The sequence below is a fragment of the Bradyrhizobium sp. UFLA05-109 genome (genome assembly GCF_054185165.1).
In genome coordinates this window covers 48,185-74,380 of sequence record NZ_JBBIAR010000037.1, presented here as the reverse complement: position 1 = coordinate 74,380, position 26,196 = coordinate 48,185, and the positions used below count along the sequence as shown (strand labels likewise).

Genomic DNA, 26,196 nt, shown 5'->3' with positions numbered 1-26,196 from the left:
CTGTCGAACGGCACATGCCGGTCGATCACAAAACGCCTCCCGTCTTGCAGCGTTCCAGCGCCGCCCGCAAGGGGGCGGCGCCGGCAAACGCAATGCCGCTTACTGCGTGCGGTCCGAGGTCCAGCCCTTGTAGTCCTTGACGTTGTCGCGCGTTACGAGCTTCGACGGCAGCAGCTCGACGGTCGAGGCGGGCTTCTGCCCGCCCAGGATGCCGACACCGACCTGCACGGCGCGGCGCGCCATGAAGAACGGATCCTGCGAGGCCGAGGCCTGGATCTGCGGCGACTGCGGGTCCTTCAGCGCAGCCTCGATGTCGGGCGCACCGTCGACGGCGGTGATGATGATGCCGGAGCGGCCCTGCTGGCGCGCCGCCAGATCGGTGCCAATCGCCTGCGGATCGTTGATGGCGAAGATGGCGTCGATCTTCGGGAAGCGGGTCAGGTAACCCTGTGCCACCGTGAGACCGCCTTCGCGCGAGCCCTTGCCATCCTGGTCGCTGGACAGGACCTTGATGCCGGGGTTCTTGCCGAACACGCTCTTGCAACCATTCACGCGATCGATGACCGCGGAGACCTGTGGGCCGTTCTCGATGATCACGTCGCCTTTGCCGCCGAGCTTGTCGATGATGTACTGGCACGAGATCTCGCCGGCCTGGACGTTGTTCGTGGTCACCGTGGCGTCGGCGCCTTCGGCCGCGGTGTCAACCGCGACAACGATGATGCCGGCGGCCTGCGCCTTCTTGATCGCCGGGCCAATCGCCTTGGGATCGCCGGGGTTCAACAGGATCAGGTCGACGCCTGCGGCGATGAAGTTGTCGATCTGGGTCACCTGCTTGCCGAGATCGTATTCAAAGCCGACGGTCGTGACCTTGACGTTGGGATTGGTTTTCTTGGCTTCGAACTCGGCGCCCTTCGATAGCGCGACGAAGAACGGGTTGCCGAGCGAACCGAGCGAGACGCCGATGGATTTGAGCTCCTTCGCCTGCAGCGGCGCGGAGCTCAGGGCAAGCGCCACGGCGGCGCTGGTAAGCGAGATCGTCTTCAACATTGGCTTCCTCCCTGGTCTGATTTGATGTCCCGCGCGGCTGACCAGTTGCCGCAACGGAGTCCCACAGCGCGAGTGGCTGTACTTTCGCGCCCCGATCGTCAGGTGCGCGCCGAGCCTTGCAGGCGGTAACGATCGAGCGCGACGGCGCCGATGATCACCAGACCCTTGATGACGTATTGCCAGATGTCGGACACCCCAACCAGGATCAGGCCGTTCGACAGCACGGCGATGATCAGCGCGCCGACCAGAGTTCCCCAGATCGAACCGATACCGCCGACGAAGGACGTGCCCCCCAGGATCACGGCGGTGATCGCATCGAGCTCGTAGCTTTGTCCGAGCTGCAATCCGTTGGCCGCGTAGAGTCGCGCCGCCTGCATCGCGCCGCCGAGGCCGGCAAACAGTCCTGACACGCCATAGACGAAGATCAGCACCGCCCAGACCTTGATACCGGCAAGCCGCGCCGCGCTCTCATTGCCGCCGACCGCGTAGATGTGCACGCCGAGCACGGTCCGGCGCAGCACCAGCCAGGAAACGAGGATCACGAGCAGCGCGATCACCGACAGCCAGGGAATCGAGATCACGCCGGGAATGAGGGTGAGCGAACCGTTGCCGATGAAGGCATAGGGAATGGAAGGGTTGAACACGGTGGTATCGGCGCCGAGCAGGCGCGCCAGACCTCGCACGGCGGTGAGCGAGCCGAGCGTAACGATGAAGGGCGGCAGCCGCAGCAGCGCGATCAGCGCGCCATTGACGACGCCGAAACCGAGCCCGGTGAGGACGGCGGCCGGCAGCCACAGCGCCCCGAGCTCGGGCAGCTTTGACAGCGTCAGCCCGGCCATCGCGGATGCCGCCAGGATCGAGCCGACCGACAGATCGATGCCGCCGGTGAGGATGACGAAGGTCATGCCCGCCGCGAGCACGGTGTTGACGGCAGCCTGCTGCAGCACAATGCCGAGATTTTGGCCGGTGAAGAAACGCCCGTCAGACAGGTAATGAAAGCCGGCGCACAGGAGCAGCAGCACCGGCAGCATGCCGGCCGCCTGGATCAGGAGCCTGACCCGCTGGCGTTTCGTCTCCTGGGCAGCGGCAAGCCCGTTTGCCGTGGCCGCCTTTGCTGGTGAAGATCCCTGATCAGGCATCGAGGTGCTCCATCCCCGTGGCAAGTGCCATGATATCCTCCTCGGTCAGCGGCTGTGTCGCGGTGCGCCTGATCTCGCCTTCGACGTGCCCCAGGCGCATCACGATGACACGGTCGCAGATGCCGATAATTTCGGGCAGATCGGACGAGATGATGAGGATCGCGGTGCCGGCCTTGGCGAGATTGTCGATGATCGAATAGATTTCGGACTTGGCGCCGACGTCGACGCCTCGCGTCGGCTCGTCAAGGATCAGGACTTTCGGTCCGATTGCAAGCAGCCGCGAGAGCAGCACCTTCTGCTGGTTACCGCCGGACAGGCCGCCCGCGGGGACGCCGGCATTGGCGGCGCGGATACTTAACCCTGCGAAAGCCCTGTCTGCGCGCTCACGCGCCTTCTCGCGATCGAGGAACCAGCCGAGCTTCGCATCGCGCCCAAGCACGGCAAGGTTGATGTTATCCTGGCACGACATGTCCAGGAACAGGCCGAGCGCCTTGCGGTCCTCGGTGAGATAGGCGATGCCGGCCTCGAGCGCCTCGCCGGGCGTGCGGATGTCGATTGGGCGGCCTTCGAGCTCGACACGGCCGGAAATCTTCGGCGCGGCGCCGATGATCAGATGTGCAAGTTCGGTGCGGCCCGCGCCGATCAGGCCGGCCAGTCCCACGACCTCGCCCGCATGCACGGTCAGCGAGCAGCCTTTGACGCGCTGCCCGTCGGACATATCGGTCGCGGTGAGCACCGGATGCCCCTTTCCAGCCTCGGGATCGTGGTCCTTCTTGTAGAAAGACGAGACGTCGCGCCCGACCATCATGCGGACGATGCTGTCGGCGCGGATGTCGGACTTGTCGAGCGAGCCGACCAGGCGCCCGTCACGCAGCACCGTGACGCGATCGCCAAGCGCGTAGACCTCGTCCATGCGATGCGAGATATAGATGATGGCAAGCCCCTCGGCGCGCAGTTGCCGGACCAGTGCGAACAGCCGCTCACTCTCGCCGGCCGACAGCGCAGTAGTAGGCTCATCCATGATCAGGATCTTGGAACGCGCGTGCAGCGCACGCGCGATCTCGACCAGCTGGCGCTGGCCCATGGAAAGATGTGCCACCAGCATCGACGGGGTGAAGTCGGCGCCCAGCCGCTCGAGGATCGGGCCGACACCGACGCGCATGTCGCCGCGCGCGAGCAATCCCGAACGTGAGACCTCGCGGCCGAGATAAATATTCTCCGCGACGCTCAAGTTGGGGGCTAAAGACAGTTCCTGGTAGATGATCGAGATGCCGGCGGCGCGGCCGCCGAGCGGGCCTTCGATCCGTACCGGCTTGCCCTCGATGCGGATCTCGCCACCGGGATCGGGCCGGTAGGCACCCGATAAAATTTTCATCAGAGTCGACTTGCCGGCGCCGTTCTCGCCCATCAGGGCGTGGACCTCGCCAGCATAGACGGTGAGGTCAACGGCGCGCAGCGCCTTGATGCCGAAGAAGGATTTGGAGACCCCGCGCATCTCGAGGATCGGATCGTTCATCGTGCCTCCCGGCGCACAATGCGTTTCCCACCCGCGTCTCTTTCGTTGTCAGCGCGGTCCGACCATTAAACAAAAGGCGGCGGCGCAGGGCAATACCGAACCCGACAATATCGAAGAGGTGCACATGCGGAACGCACGACGCTAATGGCGCGGCCGGTACAGTTCGCGCCATGCGGGCAGGCGTTCGGCGTAGGCATTGGCGAGCGCCCGCTCGGGTTCAAAAGTCTCGACGCGCCGCGGCGGCGTGCAGACGGCGGCGATCGCCTCACCCGTGACAGCAAGGCGCCCCAATCTCGCTGCACCCAAAGCGGCACCCGTCTCGCCTGCTGCAAACCGGTGGATCGGCATGTTCAGCACGTTCGCCAGCACTGCAAGCCAGAAAGTGGACCGCGATCCGCCACCGATCGCATCGGCCTCTGCGACTGCAAGGCCGGCGGCGGCGAGCGCGTCGCGGCAATCGGCGAGCGCAAAGGCAACGCCTTCGAGGACGGCCTGCACGATCGCCGTGCGATCGGTGTCATGGCTCAGGCCATCGAGCATGCCGCGCACATTGGGGTCGTCATGCGGCGTCCGCTCACCGGCAAGATAAGGCAGGAAACTGACGGACGACGGCGCCTGCGGGCGCGCACCGAGCGGCGCCAGCAGTTCGGCTTCCGGGGCGCCGAGCAGTCGCGCGACCCAGGCAAGGCAGGACGCGGCCGACAGAATCGCGCCGGCCTGAATCCACATTTCGGGGATCGCATGTGCGAAGGTGTGCACGACGCGATCCGGGTTCGCAGCAACCCTGTCGGTGGGCGTCAACAGTGCGCCTGATGTCCCCAGCGAGATGAACGCGGTTCCCGGGTGGATCGCGCCGATGCCGACGGCACCGGCCGGGTTATCGCCAGCGCCCCCCGCGACCATCGGCCGTTTCACCATGCCCCAGCGCTCGCTGAGCTCATGCGTCAGCCGCGCGGCAGGCGCGCAGCCTTCGACCAGCCGCGGCATGTGCGCGCGTGACAGGCCCGTTGCGGCGAGGCCCTCATCCGACCAGTCGCGCCGCGCGACGTCGAGCCATAGCGATCCCGAGGCGTCGGAAACGTCCTCGATCGCCTCGCCGGTCAGGACCAGGCGAAGATAGGCCTTCGGCAGCAATACGAGCTTTGTCGCCGCAAAGATCTCGGGCTCGTGCGCCGCGATCCACAAAAGCTTCGGCGCGGTGAAGCCGGGCATCGCCTTGTTGCCGGTCGTGGCGCGCAAGGCCGGCCAGCGCTCTTCGAGTTGACGGCACTCGGCCGCAGAGCGGCCATCATTCCAGAGAATGCAGGGGCGGAGCGGCTTGAGGTTCGCGTCGAGCACCGTCGCGCCGTGCATCTGGCCGGACAGGCCGATGCCCTCGACCCCGGCCAGTTCGCGCGGATGATCTGCCTTCAGCTCATCCAGCGTCGCAAACGCTGCCTCGATCCAATGCCGCGGATCCTGCTCGGAAAAACCGGGGCGCGGCGAGGCTGTCGCGAGCGACCGGCTCGTGCTCGCGATCAAGCGCTGGGCGTCGTCGACGAGGACGGACTTGACCGCGGAGGTGCCCAGATCGATGCCGAGATACATGATGCTCCTTGCCAGGCACCGTCGGAATCAAGCTTCGATGGCCGATCGCGCCGGGCTTACGCATAATACTCTGCTTGATATTTTCAATGTGCGTGCAACCCACTCGTAGGGATCAAGCGCCGATGACCTTCGACATTGGTGCAAGAGTGATGCCGGCTGAGGCGAGGCGCTCGCGCAGGCGCTGCGCCATCGTGACCGCGCCCGGCGTATCGCCGTGGACGCAAACGCTGTCGATCCGAGTCGGCAGACGTGTTCCCGACAGGCAGGTGATGACGCGATCCTCGATCATGCGAATGACCCGCTCGGCAGCGACCTGCGCATCATGAATCACGGCACCCGGAAGACGACGCGACACCAGATTGCCGTTATCGGCATAGGCGCGGTCGGCATAGATCTCGCGCACTAGCGGCAGGCCGAATTTCTCGCCGGCACGCTCGGTCTCCTGGCCGGGCATCACCACGAAGATCAGGTTGCGATCGACGGTGCGTATCGCCCGCGCCACGGCTTCGGCGAGATCGCGGTCCTCGGCAGCGATGTTGCCGAGCGCACCATGGGTCTTGACGTGGCGGATGGCGTGACCGACGTCGGATGCCAGCGCCATCAACGCGCCCACCTGGTAGAGAACGATCTTCTCGATGTCGGCGGGACGCTCGCCCTGAATGGGCCTGCGGCCAAAACCCCAGAGATCGAGGAAGCCGGGATGCGCACCGGCTTGCACGCCGTTGGCCTTCGCCTCCGTCAAGGTGCGATGCATCACCAGAGGATCGCCGGCATGAAAGCCGCAGGCGATATTGGCGGAGGTGACGGTGCGCAGCATCTCGGCGTCATCGCCGAGCGAGTAGACGCCAAAACCCTCGCCCATGTCGCAGTTCATATCGATCAGAGTCATCGTAGCCCTCGTTTCGCGCCTGTGCGATATAGACATGGCATGCGACGCGGGTCACGAACAATCCGGCGCACGGCTTGCATGCGACGGCCTCGCTTTTCGAAGAGCATAGGCGGCCGGCAATCTCATGACGAGCGATCAACCAGCATGACATCCAACGCTCTCTATGCCCTGCCGCGTTTCCGCCAGTCCGGCGACGCAGCGCTGACGATCGAAGTCGGAGACGGCATCGATGCCGACGTCAATGCGCGAGTCGTCGACCTCGACCGCTCGCTAACCGGGCGCGCGATGCCCGGCATCGTGGAGATCGTGCCGACCTACCGCACGCTGCTCATCTGCTTCGATCCGACCGTGCTGTCGCAACACGCAATCGAGGCCGAGGTGATGGCGCTATGGCCGCCGACGCCACCCGAACGACGGATTCGCCGCCGCTGGACCGTTCCCGTCGCCTATGGCGGCGATAACGGCATGGATCTCGACTGGCTTGCGCGACGCCTCGATACGACGACGGACGACATCGTGGCTCGGCATAGCGCCGCCGAATATCGCGTCTACATGATCGGCTTCATGCCAGGGCTGACCTATCTCGGCGGCCTCGATCCCTTGCTTCATGTCGACCGACGCCCCGAGCCGAGGCTGGTGGTGCCTCCAAGCAGTGTTTCCATCGGTGGCCGGCAGGCTTCTATTTCTCCGCCGATCGCCGCGCCAAGCGGCTGGCATATGCTCGGGCGCACGCCAGTTCGCTCCTACGATCCCCGCCGCAAAACCGAACCTTTCCTGTTTCGCGCCGGCGATCTCTTGTGCTTTCGTCCGATCGATGGCGCCGAATGCGCCACGCTGGAGCGCGCTTCGGAGGCAGGCGAAATCATCGCCGAGAAAGAAGAATTTGAGGTTTGAGCGGCGCCATCGCTTAGCTTCAGCGCTCGATTGATCGGTCGGCCCCTACTCGTCGAAGAAGCCGGGGTGCTTGGCGACAAAGGTCTGCAGCTCGCGCGAGACGCGGTCAAGATGATCCGCCATTTCGCGCCTGGCCTGATCCGGCTTGTGGGCGGCAATTGCACGATAGATCGCTTCGTGCTCGCGGAACGTCCCCTCGGGCCGCCCGGGTTCGGGAAGCAGAGTCCGGCGCACGCGCTCAAGATGAGTGCGGATCGGATCAAGCACCTCGCCAACCCGCGCAAGATTCAAGGTCTCGGTCATCTGGCGGTGAAACCTGGTGTCGAGTTCGTGGAAGCCTCCAAGATCACCGCTGGCGATGGCCGCTTTCTGATAAGCGAGATTCTGACCTAGCGCCGCGATCGCCTCGTCCGACATGTCGGCGGCACAGACTTCGACGACCTCCACCTCCAGCGCGCGACGCATCAGCATCCATTGCCGCACATCCTCGAGGTGAATCCGCGCGACATAGGAGCCCCGCTGCGGCTCGACCACGACGAGGCCTTCGAAGGCGAGCCGGTTGATCGCGGTCGTGATCGACAGCCGCGACACGTCGAAGGCGGCGCACCACTCGTTCTTGTCGATCGGGGTTTCCGGCGCGAGCTGCCCCGACACGATGGCCCGCTTCAGCGCAAAGTACGCCTGGTCGACTTTCGACCCGCCTGCCCTGCGACCTCGCGCTGCAACGGTTCCGCCCCTGAGCCCGCCGATTGAATGCATGCTGTGATCCCCCGGCTGATTTTTCACTTTTTCGGTTAGCGAAGTCCAATTGCGCGGACGAAGGCTTGACGAACGACGACTGATATAACTAGCATATCAGCAAAACAACAACCATCACCCCAGCGGCTCAATGTCCTTCAGACTGAAGAGTCGGGGGCTGGGAGGAGCAGCGATGGAAGCACGCGGCGGTGCTCTCGGAGCGCAGGACGAATCACGCGCGTCCTCCCGCGTGATCGAGCTTGGCGCCCGCGCCGGCGCGCCGGGTGGTCACGTCGCTCTCTCCGCCGAACAGATCTCCAAATCCTTCGCCGGCGTGAAGGCTCTCCACAACGTCGACTTCGATCTGCGCCCCGGCGAAGTGCACGCGCTGATGGGCGAGAACGGCGCCGGCAAGAGCACCCTGATGAAGATCCTCGCCGGCGTGCACACGAGCTATGATGGCATCATCGAGGTCGAAGGCCAGGCGATATCGTTCGCCGGCGTGCGCGACGCCGAGGAAGCCGGCGTCGCGATCATCCACCAGGAGCTCAATCTCGTTCCCGAGCTCAGCGTGGCCGACAACATCTTTCTTGGTCGCGAGCCGCTGATCGCGGGCCTGCTGATCGATCGCCGCCGCATGGTCAAGGCGGCCGGGCGCCTGCTGGCGCGGCTGGGCGTGAGGCTCGACGCGGAGAGCCGCGTCGCCGACTTGCGCGTCGGCGAGCAGCAATTGGTGGAAATTGCCAAGGCGCTGTCGCTCGATGCCCGTATCCTCATCATGGACGAGCCGACCTCCGCGCTGTCGTCGTCGGAGTGCGAGACGCTGTTCAAGATCGTACGACAGCTCGCGACCGAAGGCGTCGCGATCATCTACACTTCGCACCGCATCGAGGAGGTGCTCGAGCTCGCCGACCGCGTCACCGTGCTGCGCGACGGCAGGCGGGTGGTCACGGCCCCGATCGGCGAATTGTCACGCGGCGCGATCATCTCGGCGATGGTCGGCCGCGACATGGCCGCAAGCGACCGCGGTGCGGCAGCGGCGGACGGCGCGGTCATCCTGTCGGTCAAGGACCTCACGCTCGACACGCTCAGCCCGCGCGGATGGCGGCGGATGCTGCACGGCGTCAGCTTCGAGCTCAGGCGCGGAGAGATTTTGGGCATCGGCGGCCTGCTCGGCTCCGGACGGACCGAGATCCTGGAATCCATCTTCGGCGTCGCGCGAGGCTGGTGCGGCGGCGCTGTCACGATCGACGGTGAGACCGCCGACATCAACGCGCCCGCGGATGCCTATCGCCTTGGCCTCGCGCTCGTCAGCGAGGACCGCAAGGAGCGCGGCCTGCATCTGGCCGCATCGATCTGCGACAACATCGCGCTGCCGTCGATCGGGGTGCTGTCGCAATTCGGCCTGCGTTCTTTCGCGCGCGAACGTGCATTGGCTCGCGAGATGGTCGGCCGGCTGTCGGTGCGCTGCACCGGCATTGGACAAGCGGCCGCAGCGCTGTCGGGCGGCAACCAGCAGAAGGTCGTGATCGGCAAGTGGCTCGCCACCGAGCCGCGCATTCTCCTGCTCGACGAACCGACCCGCGGCATCGACATCGGCGCCAAGCAGGAGATCTATCGCCTGATCTTCGATCTCGCGGCACAGGGCCTCGGGATCATCGTGGTGACCTCGGAAATGCCCGAACTTCTCTTGTTGTCCGATCGCATCCTCGTGATGTGCGAGGGACGGCAGACCGGCCTGCTGACGCGCGAGAATGCGACGCAGGAGGCGGTGATGCGCCTTGCCGCACCGGGCATGGCGACGTGGTCGCAGGAAGAAGCATCATGAAGGCAATCAAACTCCTCTCGCAAACCAAGCTCTATTGGGGGTTGCTGCTGATCTGCCTGATCGGCGCCCTCACCTCGCCGCACACCTCGTCCGGCAACAACATCTTCCTGTCCTACGGCAACCTGACCGACGTGCTTCGGCAGGTCTCGATCACCGGGCTGGTCGCGACCGGCATGACCATGGTCATCCTGCTCGGCGGCATCGACCTGTCGGTCGGCTCCGTGATGGGCTTTTCGACCGTGATCTGTGCGATGCTACTCACCAAGCCCGGCTGGACGGCAGCCTCGGCGCTGGGTGTGCCGGCGGCCGTGCTCGTCTGTGGCGCGGCCTCGGCGCTGGCCGCGCGCTTCATATTCGCAGGCCTTGCCCGCGGCCGCGATGTCGGCGCCGGGCGTCGGCGCGACATCGCGCTGTCGCGCTGGCACGGCGTCGGAATTCCCGCACTGCTCGGCCTGATCGTCGCGATCGCGATTGGGTGGTGGACGGCGAGCCAGGTGCCGAGCAAGTTCGGCGTGCTCGGCGTGCTCCTGGTGGCGCCCTGCCTCGCGCTGCTGCTCGGGGCCATCAACGGGCTCCTCATCGTCACCGGGCGGATGCAGCCCTTCATCGTGACGCTCGCGATGATGGTCAGCGCACTCGGCATCGCGCGATTGACGGCGGGGTCGGACAACGCCGTGGTGCCGGTCTACACCGGCACCAACGCGACCGAGGCCTTCGAGCTGCTGCGCTCAATGCTGTGGGGCGTGCTGCCTGTGCCAAGCGTCTTCTTCCTGGCGGCGATCGTCCTGTTCGGAGCGATCCTGCGCTTCACGACGTTCGGCCGCTATGCTTATGCGATCGGTGGCAACGTCGAGGCTGCCAAGCTCTCGGGCATCAAGGTCGCCCAGGTCCAGCTCACCGCCTATCTGCTGTCCGGACTGCTCGCTGGCATCGCCGGCGTGCTGTTCGTCGCGCAATATCGGCAAGGCAAGCCCGATGCCGGCGCCGGCCTCGAGCTCGATGCCATCGCCGCGGTCGTGATCGGCGGCACCAGCCTGATGGGCGGCCGCGGCGGCCTCGCCGGCACCTTCGTCGGCGTCCTGATCTTCGGGTTGCTGTCGGACATTCTTCAGCTTCAGAACATCGACTCCAACGTCCAGCTTTTGATGAAGGGCTTGATCATCGTCTGCACCGTTCTGGTGCAGGAACAGAATCTCGGCCAGCTCATCTCGCGATGGCGGTTCATCCGGTCGCGGGACGCCCATGCCGATCCGAAAACAGCCGAAGCCTATCGGCTGCCAAACGCCGCGAAGGCGCAAGCAAAAGAAAGGGAGGATCTCGATGAAGCGTCGTGAATTCTTGAAACTGTCCACCACCATGGCCGGCGCGGCCATGACCGTCTATCTGCCGACCGGCTGGAGCCCGGCCAAAGCTGCAGGCAAATGGAAGGTCGGCTTCAGTCAATGCACCACGCTCGAGCCGTGGCGCGTGCAGTTCAACAAGGACATCCAGGCCGAAGCGAAGAACCAGCCGGACGTCGACCTCGTCATCACCGATGGCCAGGACAAGACCGAGAAGCAGGTCGCCGACTGCGAAAACCTCATCGTGCAGCAGGTCAACGTGCTCCTGATCTCGCCCAAGGAGTCCGCGGGGCTGACCGGCGTCGTCGAGAAGGCGATCGACGCCAAGATTCCGGTGATCGTGCTCGACCGCAACGTCGATACCAAACGCATCACCCAGTTCATCGGCGGCGACAATGTCGCGATCGGCAAGGCGGCCGGCGAGCATGCGGTCAAGCTGCTCGGCGGCCTTGGCAAGGCGGCCGGCAACGTCGTCGAAATCTGGGGCGGCATGGGCACCCAGCCCGCGCATGACCGGCACGATGGCTTCCATGCCCACACCGACAAGGAGCCGGGCATCAAGTATCTGCTCAACAACCAGTCGGGCGACTGGAAGCAGGACAAGGCCTACAACATCATGACGACCGCGCTGCGCAACAACGAGAAGATCGACCTCGTCTATGGCCACAACGACCCGATGGCTTATGGCGCCTACCTCGCCGCCAAGGACGCCGGCCGCGACAAGGACATCAAGTTCATCATCGGCATCGACGGACTGCCGGACGAAGGCGTCACCTGGGTCTCCAAGGGTCAGCTCACCGCGACGTTCCTCTATGCGACGCCCGGTGCCGAGGGCCTGCGGCAGGCGGTCAAGCTGCTCAAGGGCGAAAAGCTGGAGCCGGTCATCACGTTGCCGACGATGCTGATCACCAAGGAGAATGCCCCGGAGATCCTGAAGAAGAACGGGCTGCTCTGACCCGCTGAGGCTTTAAGCAAGCCAACGGAGTCCGGTTCAAGCCAACTTGAACCGGACTGCAGACTTTGACGTCGATATGGACGGGGGCGCCCCGACGTTGGATAGTCGTGAGCCTAAGAAACTGACCAACGTCCCGGGAGGCGCTGCATGCTGAAATCGATCGACCCGCTTCTGAATGCCGATGTTCTTTACGCGCTGCGGTCCATGGGACACGGCGACGACCTCGTGCTTTGCGACACCAATTTTCCGGCCGATGCGGTGGCGCGCCAGACCGTGCTGGGTAAGCTCATTCGCATCGATAATGTCACCACTGCGCGCGCCGCGCGCGCGATCCTCTCGGTGCTGCCGCTCGACAGTTTTGTCGACAAGCCGGCATCGCGCATGGAGATCGTCGGCCAGCCCAACGAGATCCCGCCCGTGCAGCGTGAGGTTCAGGCTGAAATCGATGCGGCGGAGGGGAAATCCTTTCCTATGGGCTCGGTTGAGCGCTTCGCCTTCTACGAGCTCGCAAAAAAATCCTATTGCGTGATCCAGACCGGGGAGCGGCGCTTCTATGGCTGCTTCATCTTCAAGAAGGGCGTCATCCCGCCCGATGCTACGTGAGGTGAACACCTCAAGGGAGACCCGGCGAGGGTCGTACGAGACCTCACGCACAAATATGACATCGAAATGATGTCGCGCGCGAACATCCATCTTGCAGCGCGGCATCGCGAAAATTCTCTTCGCCAATTCTGATCGGCGGCAGGCGGCTTCAACTCCGCGTGCCTTCGTTGACATTGATGGGCGCCGTTGCATACTCGAAAGCGGCCTCAGTCACCCATCACGACGACACCGAAGTCCACGAGCGTCACGTCCTCGATGTGCTTCGGCTACTCAGACTTCACATCAAGAAAGTCAATAAGGGAGGGTAACGCGATGAAACAGCAAGACTATGATTGGCTTTCCGCACGTCCGAACCGGCGTACGGTGCTGAAGGGTGCGGCAAGCGCCGCGGCATTGGGCACGAGCGGAGCGCTTGGCACGTTCTCGGAGATTGCGCTCGCACAAAACAATCTTCGCGCGCAGATTGGGCAAATTCCAGGCGTGGGCAAGGGCTCACCGACCGACGCCGACTGGCAGAAGGTCGGCGAGCTCTGCCTCGGCCCGACCAAGGCGAGCATCAAGGAGGGCGAGTTCAAAGGCGTCGAGCTCTCCTTCATGGGACTGAATAATCAGAACCTGCACAACCTCCTGTTCCGCGGCTTCCTGAAACCCTGGGAGGCCTATACGGGGGCAAAAATCTCCTGGATCGATCTGGCGCAGGCGGACTACAACCCGCGGCTCCAGCAGGCGATCGCGACCGGCACGGTCGACTTCGATATCCTGGAGATGGGCGCGCCGTTCGAAGGCGACGTCTGCGGCAAGGGCCTGGCGTCGGAGATGCCGGACTGGGTCAAGAAGCAGATCGATATCGATGACTATGTCGACTATCTGAAGCCACCGGTCGGCACATGGAACGGCAAGACCTATCGCGTCACGATCGACGGCGATTGCCACAACTTCAACTACCGCACCGACGTGTTCTCCGACCCGGCCCTCGCCAAGGCCTGGAAGGAAGCCGGCAATGCCGGCGAATGGGGCGTGCCAAAAACCTGGCAGCAGGTCCAGGCCGTGACGAAATTCCTCAAAGGAAAGAAGTTCAAGAACCAGAACGTCTACGGCTATCTCGATGCGCCAAAGCCGTGGGGTGGGTTCGGCTTCTATTTCCTTGGCAGCCGCGCCACGGCTTACGCCAAACATCCCGACGACAAGGCCTGGCTGTTCGACATCGACACCATGAAGCCGCGCATCAACAATCCGGCCTGGGTGCGCGCCATCCAGGATGTGATCGACGCGCTGCCATCCGAGCCGGCCGATCAGCTCAACGCCGATCCCAACACCACGGGCTTCCAGCAGTTCCTGGCTGGCATCGGCTCGATGATCCCGTGGTGGGGCGACATCGGCCAGGTGGCGAAGGCGAGCGACACCTCGGTCATCGGCGACGTTGTCGGCTTCGACATCCTGCCGGGCTCAGACGATGTCTATAATTCCAAGACCGGGCAATGGGACAAGCTTGCGAGCGGTCCGAACCATGCCCCGAACTGCGCCTATCTCGGCTGGGGCATCTATGTGATGGCGCGCGTCAATGGTGATGAGAAGAAGCACAAGGCCGCCTGGAGCGCGGCCGCGCATCTCGGCGGCAAGGATCTCTCGTTCTGGATGGTGCTGTACCCGTCGGGCTTCCAGGCCCACCGGACCAGCCACTTCCAGTACGATGAGTGGGTGGCCGCTGGCTACGATCGCAAGTACATCACCTCGTACCTGAACTCGCAGCTCGGCTCCTATAATCACCCGAACCGCGCCGTTGAGCCGCGCATTCCCGGCATCTTCCAGTACTACAGCATCGCCGAGGACGAGCTGACGAAGATCTTCGCCGGCAAGGTCGACGCGCAAACCGGGGCGAACAATATCGCGGCGGCCTGGGAGAAGTTGACCGACCAGATCGGCCGCGAACGGCAGATCGGGCTCTATAAGGCCTCGCTTGGCGTGTAGCGCGCCAACGCAAGATCATCTACCCTCGGCTGGCGCTCCCGGCGCCAGCCGAAATCTTGCCCGGCGACAGAACCGGCACTGAATGCAGCTATCTCGATGCAGAATTCCGTACCCGTCAGCGACGATGCGCACCACCAGCCAGTAGCGAAGCGCGCGCCCGGCAGCAAGAAGGCCGCCGGCCGCGCGCTTGTTCTGCTGACCTCGCTCGGCTTCCTGCTCGTCGTCCTCATTCAGGTCTTGCACACGACCGGCACGATCTCGGCCGGCTTTTCCGATTGGCGGCCGATCCTCATCGCCTATCTCGTCTGGGCCGTTGCATTTGGCGTGGGACAAGTTTTGACCCGCGGCGAGCGTGGCCAGCGCGCGCTGTTCTTGCTACCAGCAGTGTTCTTCACCGTCGCCGTCGTGATTTTCCCGACGATCTTCGGGATCTACATCGCCTCGCTCGACTGGAATCTCAGCTCGATCGAGGGCCCGCGCTTTTCCGGCTTCGACAATCTGAAGGGAATGCTGAACGACACCTATTACTGGAATGCGCTCGGCAACATGGTCTTCTACACCGTCGCGGTGCTCGGCGAATACGCGATCGCGTTCGGACTGGCGCTGCTGCTCAGCGCCGAGATCCGCGCGCGAAAATTCTTTCGCGTTGTCTTCCTGCTGCCGATGATGCTCAGCCCCGTCGCCGTGAGCTGGATGATCGGCAAGTCGCTCATGGAGTACCGCTTCGGCCCTGCAGCGACGCTGGCGCGCCATCTCGGCTGGGATAACCCCGCGTTCTTCGCCTCGCCCTGGATGGCACGCTTCAGCATTCAGGCGATGGATGCCTGGGTCTCGATCCCCTTCATCATGATCATCCTGCTTGCAGGCCTGCAAGCGATGCCGAAGGAGGTGCAGGAGGCGGCCAAGGTCGACGGCGCGAATGGCTGGCAGTCGTTCTGGCACGTCACCTTCCCGATCATGCTTCCGGTCAGCATCACCGTCCTGATCATCCGCATCATCTTCAAGCTGAAGCTCGCCGACATCGTGATCAACGTGACGGCCGGCGGTCCCGGCGGCGCGACCGACACGGTGTCGAGCTTCATCTACCGCGTCTATCGCGACCGTTCGAACGTCGGATACGGCACGGCGCTCGCCATGGTCTATCTGCTGCTGATTATCGTGCTGCTGACGCTGATGTTGCGCGCCTCGAAGCGCTGGACGCAGAAGGTCGTTTAGGTCGGAAAAGGAGTTTGAGCGCTTGGCTATCTCGACCGTGGCATCGAACCCGATCCGAAAGCGTCCGGCAGCGCCGCGCGCCAGGCGGATGCTGGGCCGCGCGCTGATCTACGCCGCATTACTGCTCTGGACGTTCATTTGCCTGTTTCCGATCTACTGGACCGTGACGACCTCGTTCAAATCGGCGGTCGATGTGACGCAGGCGCACTTGATCCCCTGGGTCGATTTCCAGCCGGACTGGAAAGGCTGGCGCTCGCTCGGCCTGTCGCCCGATACGCTGTTCGGGACCTCGACCGCGCGGTCCGAATTCATGAGCCGCTTCGTCAACAGCATCATCACTTCGGTCGGCGCATCGCTGCTGGCGCTCGTCCTCGGATCGCTCGCCGCTTACGGCTTGAGCCGCTTTCGCTACAAATTCGCCTGGATGCGCAATGACGACATCCTGTTCTTCTTCATGTCGCAACTGATCCTGCCGCCGGTCGTGCTCGCGCTGCCGTTCCTCGTGCTCTACAAGGCCCTGGCGCTGCTCGACACGACGTTTGGCCTGATCCTGCTCTACACGCTGACCGTGCTGCCGATCGTCATCTGGATCATGCGCGACCAGTTCAACGCGATTCCGATCGAGCTCGACGAGGCCGCCTTCGTGGATGGCCTGTCGACCTGGGGCGCGTTCCTCCGCATCATCCTGCCGCTCGCGGTGCCCGGTATGGTCGCCGCATTCATCCTCTCGCTGGTGCTGTGCTGGAACGAGTATTTCTTTGCCGCCCTCCTCACCAGCACCGACGCGAAGACGCTGCCCGTGATGGTGGCGAGCCAGACCGGCTCGCAGGGCATCAATTGGTGGTCGATGGCGGCGCTGTCGACGGCGGCGATCGCGCCGCTCGTCGTGGTCGGCATCTTCCTCGAGCGCTACATCGTCAGCGGCCTGACGACGGGCGCCGGAAAATAGAGCCGATCAACGCTTACGCGGGCACGGGCGCATCCGCGTCGAGCAGGCGTGCGGCCTTCAGATCGGCCCAGAGCGCGCTCGGCACCTTGGTGGTGAGCGCTGCGACGTTGCGCTCGACCTCCTCCGGACTATGCGCTCCCAGCACCACGCTCGCCACGGCCGGATGGCCAAGCGCGAAGTGCACGGCGGCCGTCGGCAGCGCGACGTGATGGGCCTCGCAGACGCGCTGAATCTCGGCAACCTTCGCCATAACCTCCGGCAGCGCGTCCTGATAGTTGTACTTGGCCCCCTTGACCGCGCCGGTGGCGAGAATGCCCGAATTGAAGACGCCGCCGAGCAACACGGCAATGCCCTGCTCGAGCGCCAGCGGCAAGAATTCCTTCAACGCCGGCTGCTCGAGCAGCGAATAGCGGCCAGCCAGCAGCATCACGTCGAACGTACCGGCTTTAGCGAAGCGTACACACATATCGGCTTCGTTCACGCCGATCCCGATGCCTGCGACCACGCCCTCCGCCCGGAGCTTGTCGAGCGCCACATAGGCGCCCGTCATCGCCTCACGAAACCGGTCCTCGATCGCTGCAGCGCCATGCGTCCAGACGTCGACATCATGGATCAGCAATAGGTCGATCCGGTCGGTGCCAAGCCGCAGCAGCGACTGCTCCACCGAGCGCATCGTGCCGTCATAGGAATAGTCCACGACGGCCTTGTGCGGCTGGCCGCCGACAAAGCCCGACCGGTTCTCCGGCCGGTGAAACGCGTCCATCCAGCGGCCCACCTTGGTGCAGAGGACGACGTCCTCGCGGGCCACGCGCCGCAACGCAGTGCCGCAGCGGTGCTCCGACAGGCCATAGCCATAGAGCGGGGAAGTGTCGAGCAAATTGACGCCAAGCTCGAATGCCCGCTCCGCGGCTGCGATCGCCGTCTGATCGTCAAGCTTGAGGAAGAGGTCGCCGAGCGGGGCGGTCCCGAAGCCGAGGACCGAGGCCTGAAGCCCGGTCCGGCCAAGGGTGCGGCGGGGTAGTGCTGATTGTGAAACCATGGTGAAGGTCACTCTTTTCTGCGCGGCTTTTCGCCGGTCTCATGTTCGATCAAATGCAGCGTATGACTTTGTCGCCGCGAGTCAACGCGCACCCGCGCGTCGTGCGAGAACTCAACTCCGAATTCGTCGACGTTTCCCGAGAGCGCCCTGTCGTCAACGGATTGACGATGGGCGCGGGAAAGTGGAACGGCGTGGTGAGAGCAACGATGCGGCAACACACTCCGACCGCCTGCGCGGCGTCGCTGTGTCGCAGACGCCTAACTCACAAAGTCTCGATTTCCAGACGGCGCAGCCCGGAATCGGAGCGCGTCGGGGGCATGCTGCTCTCTGCGACAGCAAACATTTCCATGGGCTGATCGTAGCCCTTGATAGTTTGCTTACCGGCCGAAGCAAGAGGAAAGGCGTCCTTGACTTTCTCGGCGACAGCTCTGTCGGTCAGGATTTGCGCATCCTTTGCCAGGCCGCAAAGCCGAGACGCCAAGTTGACGACATTGCCGAGGGCGGTGTAGTCGAGCCGCCCCTCGTAGCCAACGGTTCCGACCGTCGCCGTTCCCATTGCGATGCCGACGCCGAAGCCGATCGCGTGACCGGCGGCGCACCATCTTCCCGCAATCGACTGCACCGCAACCTGCAGATCGATCGCCAGCTGAACAGCGTGGTTTGCGGGCTTGTCGCAGGCAACCGGCGCGTTGACGAGAAGCATCACGCCGTCTCCGGCGAAGCGGATCAGCGTAGCCTCGTGACGGGTCGTAACGGCTCCCACTGCCGCATAGTACTCGCGCAGGACGGCCATGATGACGTCCGGTTCGGCGCGCGCGGAAAATGCCGTGAAGCCACGCAAATCACCAAAAACCACGACGACTTCACGCCGCTGCCCTTCGAGCAGTTCGGCGGAATGTTCGACGAGTTCGGCGACCTGGGGCGCAAGAAATTGCTTTAGCCGGTCGATGCGGACGGATTTCTGCTGGGAGATCGCCAGCTCCGATGCCATCTCGTTGAAACGGACCGCCAATTGCTCCAATTCGTCGCGACTGGAAATCCCAATGCGGTGGTCGAAATGTCCGTTACCGATCCGCTCGACGCCCTCTTCCAATTGCTTGATCGGACCGGACATCCGGTGCGCCCGCCAGTAGGCTAGCGCGAGCGCGATCAGCACACCGAATGCAATCAGAAGCGACGAGCGCCACAATGCCGCGCGGATCGATGCGAATGCCTCCAGGACCGGCTGCATCGCAATCACCGTCCAGCCGATATCGGGTGCATGCACCGAGAGCGCGACGACGGAATTACCTTTGTCCCCCGTGATGACGGCACCACTACTCGTGGTGCCAACCAAATGCTTGATCCGGCCGAAATCAACGGAACCGGTACGGCCGCGCAGGACCAGGCTGATGTCTGGATGGGCGATCAGCTGCCCGGAATCGTCGACGATCATGGCATAGCCGGTCTGACCGATCCTTATTGCGGCAATAACGTCCCAGATCAGCTTCAGGTTGACCTCGGCGATGGCAACCCCGGCGGCGGGAAGGTTTCCGGCGACCGCGATCCTCATATATGGCTCGGACTCGTGCTGATACTGAACGGGACCGTACCAGACCATGTTGGCGCGCGCGCCGACCACTGCGGGATCCGCGGACAGGTCGATCCCTCGGCCAGTCTTGTTCAGACGTAACCTGGACACAAAAACGCGCTCGGTCCCGGTCTCGTCGAGCAGCGAGACCGAAACGATTGCCGGCACCTGCTGTAACAGACGCAACGCGTCGATCCTGTGCCGGTCATCGTCTCCCTGTGTCCACGGAAACTGCACGACCCAGCCCAACTGATCGCTTATTTCATCCGTGAAGGCCTCTATCCTGCCCGCCGCACCACGAGCCTCGGCCTGCAGAACCTCGCTGATATGACGGCGCTGGTCGCGATAGCCGAACGATGCTTCGATCACTGCCCCAAGGATGAGAGGCACGACGGCTGCCACGAACAGGCTCGCGAAGTACTTGAAAAACAGGGAGCGACGCGGCCGCTTCGCGTCACCACGGGCAGTTAACGAAGATGGCGCAGTGAATTCTGGCATATCGATCTCAGGCAATCACCTTGTTGGCGCGAAAAAGGATTGAAGATGTTTCCAGCTCTACGCCCAGGTGCTGAGCCGTCTTCAGATTGATCGCCAGTTCGAACTTTTCGGGCCGCATGACGGGAAGAACAGCAGGATCTTCGCCGCGCAGGATCCGGTCAGCGTAATTCGCAAGCCACCGATAGGTCGCACGCTGGTTGGCGCCGTAGCTCAAAAGTCCGCCGGCCTCGCAATACTCGGACCAGCCGAACATCGAAGGGAGCCGATGCGCCAGCGCGAACTCCGCGAATTTCGTTCGATCAACCATTGTCACGACGTCGGGAAATACGAGCATAGCGTCGGCTCCCGAGCCACCCGCAACCTCGAGCGCATTGTCTAGTTCGCTCACGCCGGAGAAGGGGACATAGATCGGCAGGATGCCCAGCCCGGCGCACGTCTGCTGGGTCGCGCGCCACTCCGATGGTTCCCCCGGATGGTCCGTGTTCGAGAGAACGGCGAGCCTGCGAACTCTGGGATAAATATCCTTGAGCAACTCAACCCGCTTTCCCGCCAACTCAAGCGAGAGGAACGTACTGCCAGTGAAATTAGTGCCAGGTTGAGCCAGGCTCTTGACCACCCCCAAAGCCACCGGGTCGCCACTGAGTGCAAACAGGACGGGTATGTCCTTTACAATGGCCATGGCACGCGTTGCCGGACCACTGGAAACTGCAAGGTCCACGTCACCGCGTCTTAGTTGGGAAATGACCTGGTGCAGCGCCGACGGATTTCCATAATGCGTCTCGAGGGCCACGTTCTTACCTTCGACGTAACCCAGCACTCGCATCCCCTCTCGAAAGCCATCGAGGAACGGATCCGGTTCGGAACCCGTGGAGATCCAGAGAATGCGATAGACCTTCCGTGCCTCTTGCGCGCGCGCAATCACAGGAAAGGCCACTGCGCCGGCAATAAGCCGAATAAAGTCCCTTCGTTTCATGGCAACCACCGTTACGACCAGGCTGCACGGAACAGGCCATCCAGTGGTCTTGAAATTTGCCCTCGGACTTTCGAGGCTCGCCGAGCTGTGGCTAGCGGACCGACAGGGTCTCGATTCTCTCGCACCCTGAATATTGAGCTGCCGAAGGAGCGATCTCCTTCATTAGTCGACGGAACCGTCTCAAGAGACTGCACGTTCATGTGTTTTTGGCTTTAGAAGCGCTTGTTTTTTCCTTGAGATCGGCACGTCCCGGAACCCGTCACGTCAACAAGGCTTACCCGCTTTCCCGCGAACCTGCTTTCACGCCATGCGAAGAAGAACGGCCGCACTCGTAACTCGACGCCGGCCGGACTAACTTGCTCGCGCTCGGCCGGAATCAACCGGCCGGCGAACCCCCACCCGGAGGAAGCGATGACACGCCAACTGTCCGATTCCGAGCAGCGCGATCCAGACACCACGCTTTCACGACGATCACTTGTCCAGGGCCTTGCGATTGCTGCAGGCGCCACGATGACGGGCGCCGGCGCCGCGCTGGCGCAGAATGCGCCTGCGGCCCCGCCGACGACGATCACCAATCCGCCTCGCGACTTCAGCCCGCGTGGTGCGCCGACCACCTATTTCTGGGACCCCGACATCATCGCGGTCGATCCGTCCTTCAACGACCTCGCGCAACCGAACACGGCGATCAAGCGGCTTCATACCGGGCTGCTCTGGGCCGAAGGGCCGGCGTGGAGCTCGCAAGGCCGCTATCTCGTGTGGAGCGACATTCCCAACAACCGGCAGATGCGCTGGAGCGAGGACGATGGTCATGTCAGCGTATTCCGCACGCCGTCCAACTACAGCAACGGCAACTCCTTCGACTTCCAGGGCCGCCAGCTCTCCTGCGAGCATCTGACCCGCCGCGTCACCCGCTACGAGCATGACGGCACCGCAACCGTGCTCGCCGATTCCTATCAGGGTAAGAAGCTGAATTCGCCGAACGACGTCGTCGCGCATCCCGATGGCAGCTACTGGTTCACCGACCCGCCCTATGGCGGCCAGCTCTATGAGGGCGAGCCGGATGGTCCGGGCGGTCCGAGCAACGCCGCCGGCAAGATCAATCCGCGGATCGGCCAGCCGGCCGGCTTCGCGCCTGGCAAGCGCGAGCTGCCGACCAATTGCTATCGCATCGACCCCACTGGCCGCATCGACCTCGTGGTCAGCGAGGACCAGGTGCCCGATCCCAACGGCCTCTGCTTCTCGCCCGATTTCAAGAAGCTCTACGTCGTCTCTACCGGCAAGGGTCCGGGCGATACGGGCGCCGGCGGCAAGGGCGACGTGCACGTCTTCGATGTCGGCAGCGACAACAAGCTCTCCAATCAAAAGCTGTTCAGCGACTTCACGATCGACGGCGTGAAGTGCGGGCCGGACGGCGTGCGCTGCGACGTCAACGGCAATGTCTGGGCCTCCAGCAACGCGGGCCGCGCGGTCGGCTATAACGGCGTGACGGTGTGGTCGCCCGATGGCAAGCTGCTGGGCCGCATCCGCTTGCCGGAGGTGTGCGGCAACGTCTGCTTCGGCGGCCCCAAGCGCAACCGCCTGTTCATGGCTGCGAGCCAGTCGCTCTACGCCGTGTACACGGCGACGCAAGGCGCAGGGCCGGGCTGAGGCGGCGCGAGCCGGACCACGACGAGGCGCCGGCGTGCCCCGCCGGCGCCGAATTGTTTCGATCCTCGCCTCGATGCGCGAGGGATTGCCAGGGAAGACACAATGCGCGTTGTCATCTGCGGCGGCGGCGTGATTGGCGCCTGCACCGCTTATTTCCTCAGCCGCCGCGGGATCGACGTCATCGTCGTGGAGCGAACCGAGGTAGCTGCGGCGGCATCCGGCAAGGCCGGCGGATTTTTGGCGCTCGACTGGTGCGCCGGGACGCCACTCGATGCGCTGGCACGGCGCAGCTTTGCGCTTCACGCGCAACTGCCGCACGAAGTCGCAGGCGATTGGGCCTACCGCCGCATGACCGCCTATGGCGGCTTCGTTGCCGGCAACGACGCGCAGCGTGACACGCCGTCTGCGCTCGGCTGGCTCTCCAATGGCGTCGTCATCGCGCACCGTCTCGGCACGACGGATACGACGGCCATCGTTCATCCGCGCAAATTCACCTCAGCGATAATGAACGCGGCGCTCGCGCAAGGCGTCGAGCTGCGCCGGGGATGCGTCACCGGTATCGCGCGCGATGCGGACGGAACGACCGTGAAGAGCGTCGAGATCGAAGGCGACGTCATCGAGGCGGATGCGGTTGTCATCGCCATGGGACCATGGTCGCTGCTGGCGACCCAATGGATGACCCTGCCCGCCGTGTATGGGCAGCGAAGTCCAAGCCTCGTGTACGACACCGGCACGGACGTTCCAGCCGATGCGCTGTTTCTGGAGCATGAGCAAAGCGGCAGCGCAATATCGCTCGAGGTCTTTCCGCGCGCGGACGGCAGCACGCTGATCACCGCGTTCTCGGACGTCGCACCGCTACCGGTGGACCCTGCGACCGTAACGCCGGATCAGGACGCGATCGACCGCCTGCAAGCGATCGCTGGACGGCTGTCGCCGCTGTTTCGCGCCGACAGGATCATCGCCCGGCAAGCCTGCTTCCGGCCGGTCACCCAAGACGGCTTGCCGCTGATCGGCAAAGTGCCGAACAGCGAGAGCCTTTACGTCGCGACCGGGCACAATGTCTGGGGCATCCTCAATGCGCCTGCGACCGGCGAAGCACTGGCGGAAGTGATCACTGAGGGCGCAGCACGCTGCATCGATCTCACGGCATTCGATCCCGCCCGGCTTCGACCGCTCGATCCGTCGCTGCTGCAGGCGCGATGATCACGCCGACGACGCGGCTCATGCCACGGGGGCGCTCCGGCCTGCAAATGCAGCCTCTGCCTCATCTCGCAGCCTGTCCGGCGTCTCCAGATAGCGCGGAGAATGATGAAACGTCGTCATCCGCTTCACGCCCGCTTCGCGCGCGAGGTATCCGGCCTGCGCCGCGGTCAGGTGACGGCGCTCGGAAGCAAGTTGCGCGTCGTCGCCGGCGAAGGCAGCCTCGATGAACAGGTGATCGGCGCCGCGCGCGAGCGCGACGATCTTTTCCGCATTGGCCCGGGTGAAGGCGGCGTCGGTCACGTAGGCGATGCGCTGTCCGGGCGCGACCTTGAGCGCGTGCCGGGTCAGCTCGCCAAGCCGGATCGGGCGACCGCTGTCAACTTCGATCGATGTGTCCTCATCTGCGCCCATCCGCACCGCGCTCTTGGCCGCATTGAGCCACGGGCCCACCTGAAGGCCGAGTTCGGCGAGCCCGGCTGTCCAGACATTGACGCGCAGGGTTTCCTGCAGCGCAAATCCAAGGCAGGGAATCCCGTGATCGAGGGTCGCAGCCTCGATCCGCAGATCGCCATCCGCAAACACCAGCCCCGGTGCAACGGACGGCGCTTCAATCGGCGAGTGGTGAAACTGCCGTCTCGCAGAAAAGCTGGTCCACTCGCCGAGCCGGTCATCACAGAATTCGGCGGCGACGATCTCGAACTCCGGCGACTCCTGATTCAGCAGATTCCAGCTATACGACGCTAGCTTGCCGGCGATGGCCGCGACGAGACCAGGCGGCCCGATCACGCGCAAACGGCCCGGCTGATGATGCCTGACCCGCAGCAACTGATCGAAGCCGGCAAAGTGGTCCATGTGACGGTGGCTGACGAAGACGTTACTGATGCGCAGCAATTCCCGATTGGCCAGGGAAGACAGATCGCCAAGGTCAAACAACATGGCGCGCCGCCCGAACCTGAAATCGGCCAGCAGTCCGGGATCGGCGAATGGCTCATTGACGAGGCGGCATTGAACGAGTTGACCCATCAATAGGACCTTCCTGGACCGCGCGACGTTATCCCGACGATGCCGGCCAGGCGACCGCCCTCGTTTCTCTGCGCTTGAGGCGGGCGTCGACTGGTGCCTGCTCGCGTCACGGGCGACCTGCGGCTCGCGGCGGGCGCGAACGCATGCCCACCAGCAAATTCTGCATGCCTGCAGCGAACCTTCCTGCACTCTATTTGCGCAGCGCTAGACTTTAGTCCGGCTCTCACAATCCTGAATGCAGTTTCGCTTGCCGAGATTGGCGTCGCCGTTATAGTCGCGCCCAATAGCTCAAAAGAGGCTTGTTTAAGAGGAGAGAAACAGAATGAAAAGCATACTCCCTGGTGCATTGCGGATATTCCTCGGTGCGGCAGCGTTCAACGTGCTGATCACCGGATCGGGCGCGGCACTTGCAGCAGATCCCATCAAGATCGGCGTGATCGCAGAGGCGCAGGCGATCGCCGGCGCATCGATCCCGCAGGCAGCGCAGCTCGCCGCCGACGAGATCAACGCCAAGGGCGGCGTCGACGGTCGCAAGATCGAGATCATCTCTTACGACAATCACTCCTCCTCGGCCGATTCAGTGCGCGCATTCCAGCGCGCCGTCAACGAAGACAAGGTCAACGCCGTCATCGCGAGCTATATCAGCGAAGTTGTGTTGGCGCTGGAGCCCTGGGCTTCGCGCCTGAAGACGCCGTTCGTCACACCGGGCGCCGCCTCCAACGAAATCAGCAAGAGCGTTCACGCCGACTACGCGAAGAACAAGTACACCTTCCACGGCTACCTGACCTCGGCCGCGCTGGCGCTTTCCGTCTGCGACGCCGCCAAGGACCTGTTGGTCGACAAGATGCACATGAAGTCGGCGGTCATCATGAGCGAGGACGCCGCCTGGACCAAGCCGCTCGACGTCGGCTACGAGGAATGCCTGCCCAAGATCGGGCTGAAGGTGCTGGACCACATCCGCTTCTCGCCGGATACCACAGACTTCACGCCGATCTTCAACAAGATCGAGGGCGCCAAGCCCGACGTGATCATTACCGGCATCTCGCACGTCGGCGTGCAGCCGACGGTGCAGTGGAAGAACCAGCAGGTGCCGATTCCGATGTTCGGCATTTCCTCGCAGGCCACCAACGAGACGTTCGGCAAGGACACCAACCAGGCCGCCGAGGGCGTGCTCTACCAGGGCGTCTCCGGCCCCGGCGTCGCGGTGACACCGAAGTCGGTGCCGTTCGCGGAGGGTTTCCGGAAGAAGTACGGCAACTATCCGTCCTATGCCGGCTACACCGCCTATGACGAGGTCTACTACATCGCCGACGCCGTGAAGCGAGCGGGCTCGACCGACGCCGACAAGCTGGTCGACGCACTGGAGAAGACCGATTGGGAAGGCACCATCGGCCGCGTGCAGTTCTACGGCAAGGATGATCCGTTCACCCATTCGATCAAATACGGCAAGGGTCTGATCACCGGCCTGATGCTGCAATGGCAGGACGGCAAGCAGATTGCGGTCTGGCCGAAGGACGTCGCCAAAACCGACGTCAAGTTCCCGAGCTTCATCAAGCTCACAACCAACTAGTCGGA

The 26,196-nt window shown here is 63.8% G+C and carries 21 protein-coding genes; 11 read left to right on the top strand and 10 right to left on the bottom strand.

Annotated features, from left to right (window positions below):
- Positions 1-99: 99 nt before the first annotated feature.
- The 5 genes from Q3C01_RS25900 to Q3C01_RS25880 all read right to left on the bottom strand — a co-directional run bounded on the left by Q3C01_RS25900 (position 100) and on the right by Q3C01_RS25880 (position 6,178).
- Positions 100-1,047: an ABC transporter substrate-binding protein gene (locus Q3C01_RS25900; protein ID WP_458148120.1), complete on the bottom strand. Its 948-nt coding sequence runs from the start codon at positions 1,045-1,047 to the stop codon at positions 100-102.
- A 98-nt stretch (positions 1,048-1,145) separates the two neighbouring features.
- Positions 1,146-2,186, bottom strand: coding sequence for an ABC transporter permease subunit (locus Q3C01_RS25895; RefSeq protein WP_027524527.1), 1,041 nt, complete (start codon positions 2,184-2,186; stop codon positions 1,146-1,148).
- Positions 2,179-3,702 (bottom strand): sugar ABC transporter ATP-binding protein, encoded by a 1,524-nt coding sequence (locus tag Q3C01_RS25890; protein WP_458148119.1) that lies wholly within the window; start codon positions 3,700-3,702, stop codon positions 2,179-2,181. Before Q3C01_RS25890 ends, Q3C01_RS25895 begins: the two co-directional genes overlap by 8 nt.
- Before the next feature lie 141 nt (positions 3,703-3,843).
- Positions 3,844-5,289, bottom strand: a complete 1,446-nt coding sequence (xylB, locus tag Q3C01_RS25885) for a xylulokinase (RefSeq protein ID WP_458148118.1) — start codon at positions 5,287-5,289, stop codon at positions 3,844-3,846.
- Between the two features lie 112 nt (positions 5,290-5,401).
- Positions 5,402-6,178, bottom strand: a complete 777-nt coding sequence (locus tag Q3C01_RS25880) for a LamB/YcsF family protein (protein ID WP_458148117.1) — start codon at positions 6,176-6,178, stop codon at positions 5,402-5,404.
- Positions 6,179-6,322: 144 nt separating this feature from the next.
- Here Q3C01_RS25880 and pxpB point away from each other — a divergent pair, with 144 nt between their 5' ends.
- Positions 6,323-7,072 (top strand): 5-oxoprolinase subunit PxpB, encoded by a 750-nt coding sequence (gene pxpB, locus Q3C01_RS25875; RefSeq protein WP_458148116.1) that lies wholly within the window; start codon positions 6,323-6,325, stop codon positions 7,070-7,072.
- A 45-nt stretch (positions 7,073-7,117) separates the two neighbouring features.
- On the opposite strand, the gene Q3C01_RS25870 is transcribed toward pxpB, so the two are convergent.
- Positions 7,118-7,831, bottom strand: coding sequence for a GntR family transcriptional regulator (locus Q3C01_RS25870; RefSeq protein ID WP_458148115.1), 714 nt, complete (start codon positions 7,829-7,831; stop codon positions 7,118-7,120).
- A 172-nt stretch (positions 7,832-8,003) separates the two neighbouring features.
- Between Q3C01_RS25870 and Q3C01_RS25865 the strand changes: the two genes are divergently transcribed.
- From Q3C01_RS25865 to Q3C01_RS25835, 7 genes are all read left to right on the top strand, one after another.
- Positions 8,004-9,638 carry a sugar ABC transporter ATP-binding protein gene (locus Q3C01_RS25865; protein WP_458148114.1) on the top strand — a complete coding sequence of 545 codons (1,635 nt, stop codon included), beginning with the start codon at positions 8,004-8,006 and terminating at the stop codon, positions 9,636-9,638.
- Positions 9,635-10,972 (top strand): ABC transporter permease, encoded by a 1,338-nt coding sequence (locus Q3C01_RS25860; protein ID WP_458148113.1) that lies wholly within the window; start codon positions 9,635-9,637, stop codon positions 10,970-10,972. The genes Q3C01_RS25865 and Q3C01_RS25860 overlap by 4 nt, the downstream gene beginning before the upstream one ends.
- A gap of 37 nt (positions 10,973-11,009) precedes the next feature.
- A complete protein-coding gene (locus Q3C01_RS25855; protein WP_458148142.1) occupies positions 11,010-11,933 on the top strand; it encodes a substrate-binding domain-containing protein in 924 nt (307 codons plus the stop codon).
- 147 nt (positions 11,934-12,080) lie between these two features.
- On the top strand, positions 12,081-12,536 hold the full coding sequence (locus Q3C01_RS25850; RefSeq protein ID WP_458148112.1) for an RbsD/FucU family protein: 456 nt from the start codon (positions 12,081-12,083) through the stop codon (positions 12,534-12,536).
- 312 nt (positions 12,537-12,848) lie between these two features.
- Positions 12,849-14,504: a type 2 periplasmic-binding domain-containing protein gene (locus Q3C01_RS25845; protein ID WP_458148111.1), complete on the top strand. Its 1,656-nt coding sequence runs from the start codon at positions 12,849-12,851 to the stop codon at positions 14,502-14,504.
- A gap of 96 nt (positions 14,505-14,600) precedes the next feature.
- Entirely contained in the window at positions 14,601-15,719 is a 1,119-nt protein-coding gene (locus Q3C01_RS25840; protein ID WP_458148110.1) for a carbohydrate ABC transporter permease, read from the top strand.
- 88 nt (positions 15,720-15,807) lie between these two features.
- On the top strand, positions 15,808-16,668 hold the full coding sequence (locus Q3C01_RS25835; protein ID WP_458148141.1) for a carbohydrate ABC transporter permease: 861 nt from the start codon (positions 15,808-15,810) through the stop codon (positions 16,666-16,668).
- 13 nt (positions 16,669-16,681) lie between these two features.
- Here the strand turns inward: Q3C01_RS25835 and Q3C01_RS25830 are convergent, their stop codons facing one another.
- From Q3C01_RS25830 to Q3C01_RS25820, 3 genes are all read right to left on the bottom strand, one after another.
- On the bottom strand, positions 16,682-17,707 hold the full coding sequence (locus Q3C01_RS25830) for an aldo/keto reductase (RefSeq protein WP_458148109.1): 1,026 nt from the start codon (positions 17,705-17,707) through the stop codon (positions 16,682-16,684).
- A 262-nt stretch (positions 17,708-17,969) separates the two neighbouring features.
- Positions 17,970-19,775 carry an adenylate/guanylate cyclase domain-containing protein gene (locus Q3C01_RS25825; protein WP_458148108.1) on the bottom strand — a complete coding sequence of 602 codons (1,806 nt, stop codon included), beginning with the start codon at positions 19,773-19,775 and terminating at the stop codon, positions 17,970-17,972.
- A gap of 7 nt (positions 19,776-19,782) precedes the next feature.
- The gene (locus Q3C01_RS25820; RefSeq protein ID WP_458148107.1) at positions 19,783-20,748 is read right to left on the bottom strand and encodes an ABC transporter substrate-binding protein; all 966 of its coding nucleotides are present in this window, start codon (positions 20,746-20,748) and stop codon (positions 19,783-19,785) included.
- Positions 20,749-21,159: 411 nt separating this feature from the next.
- On the opposite strand from Q3C01_RS25820, the gene Q3C01_RS25815 reads away from it, so the two are divergent.
- Entirely contained in the window at positions 21,160-22,395 is a 1,236-nt protein-coding gene (locus Q3C01_RS25815) for an SMP-30/gluconolactonase/LRE family protein (protein ID WP_458148106.1), read from the top strand.
- Between the two features lie 102 nt (positions 22,396-22,497).
- Positions 22,498-23,598, top strand: coding sequence for an NAD(P)/FAD-dependent oxidoreductase (locus tag Q3C01_RS25810; RefSeq protein WP_458148105.1), 1,101 nt, complete (start codon positions 22,498-22,500; stop codon positions 23,596-23,598).
- 18 nt (positions 23,599-23,616) lie between these two features.
- Here Q3C01_RS25810 and Q3C01_RS25805 read toward each other — a convergent pair whose 3' ends face one another.
- The gene (locus tag Q3C01_RS25805) at positions 23,617-24,621 is read right to left on the bottom strand and encodes a ribonuclease Z (protein ID WP_458148140.1); all 1,005 of its coding nucleotides are present in this window, start codon (positions 24,619-24,621) and stop codon (positions 23,617-23,619) included.
- Between the two features lie 322 nt (positions 24,622-24,943).
- On the opposite strand from Q3C01_RS25805, the gene Q3C01_RS25800 reads away from it, so the two are divergent.
- Positions 24,944-26,191, top strand: coding sequence for an ABC transporter substrate-binding protein (locus Q3C01_RS25800; RefSeq protein WP_458148104.1), 1,248 nt, complete (start codon positions 24,944-24,946; stop codon positions 26,189-26,191).
- Positions 26,192-26,196 lie beyond the last annotated feature (5 nt).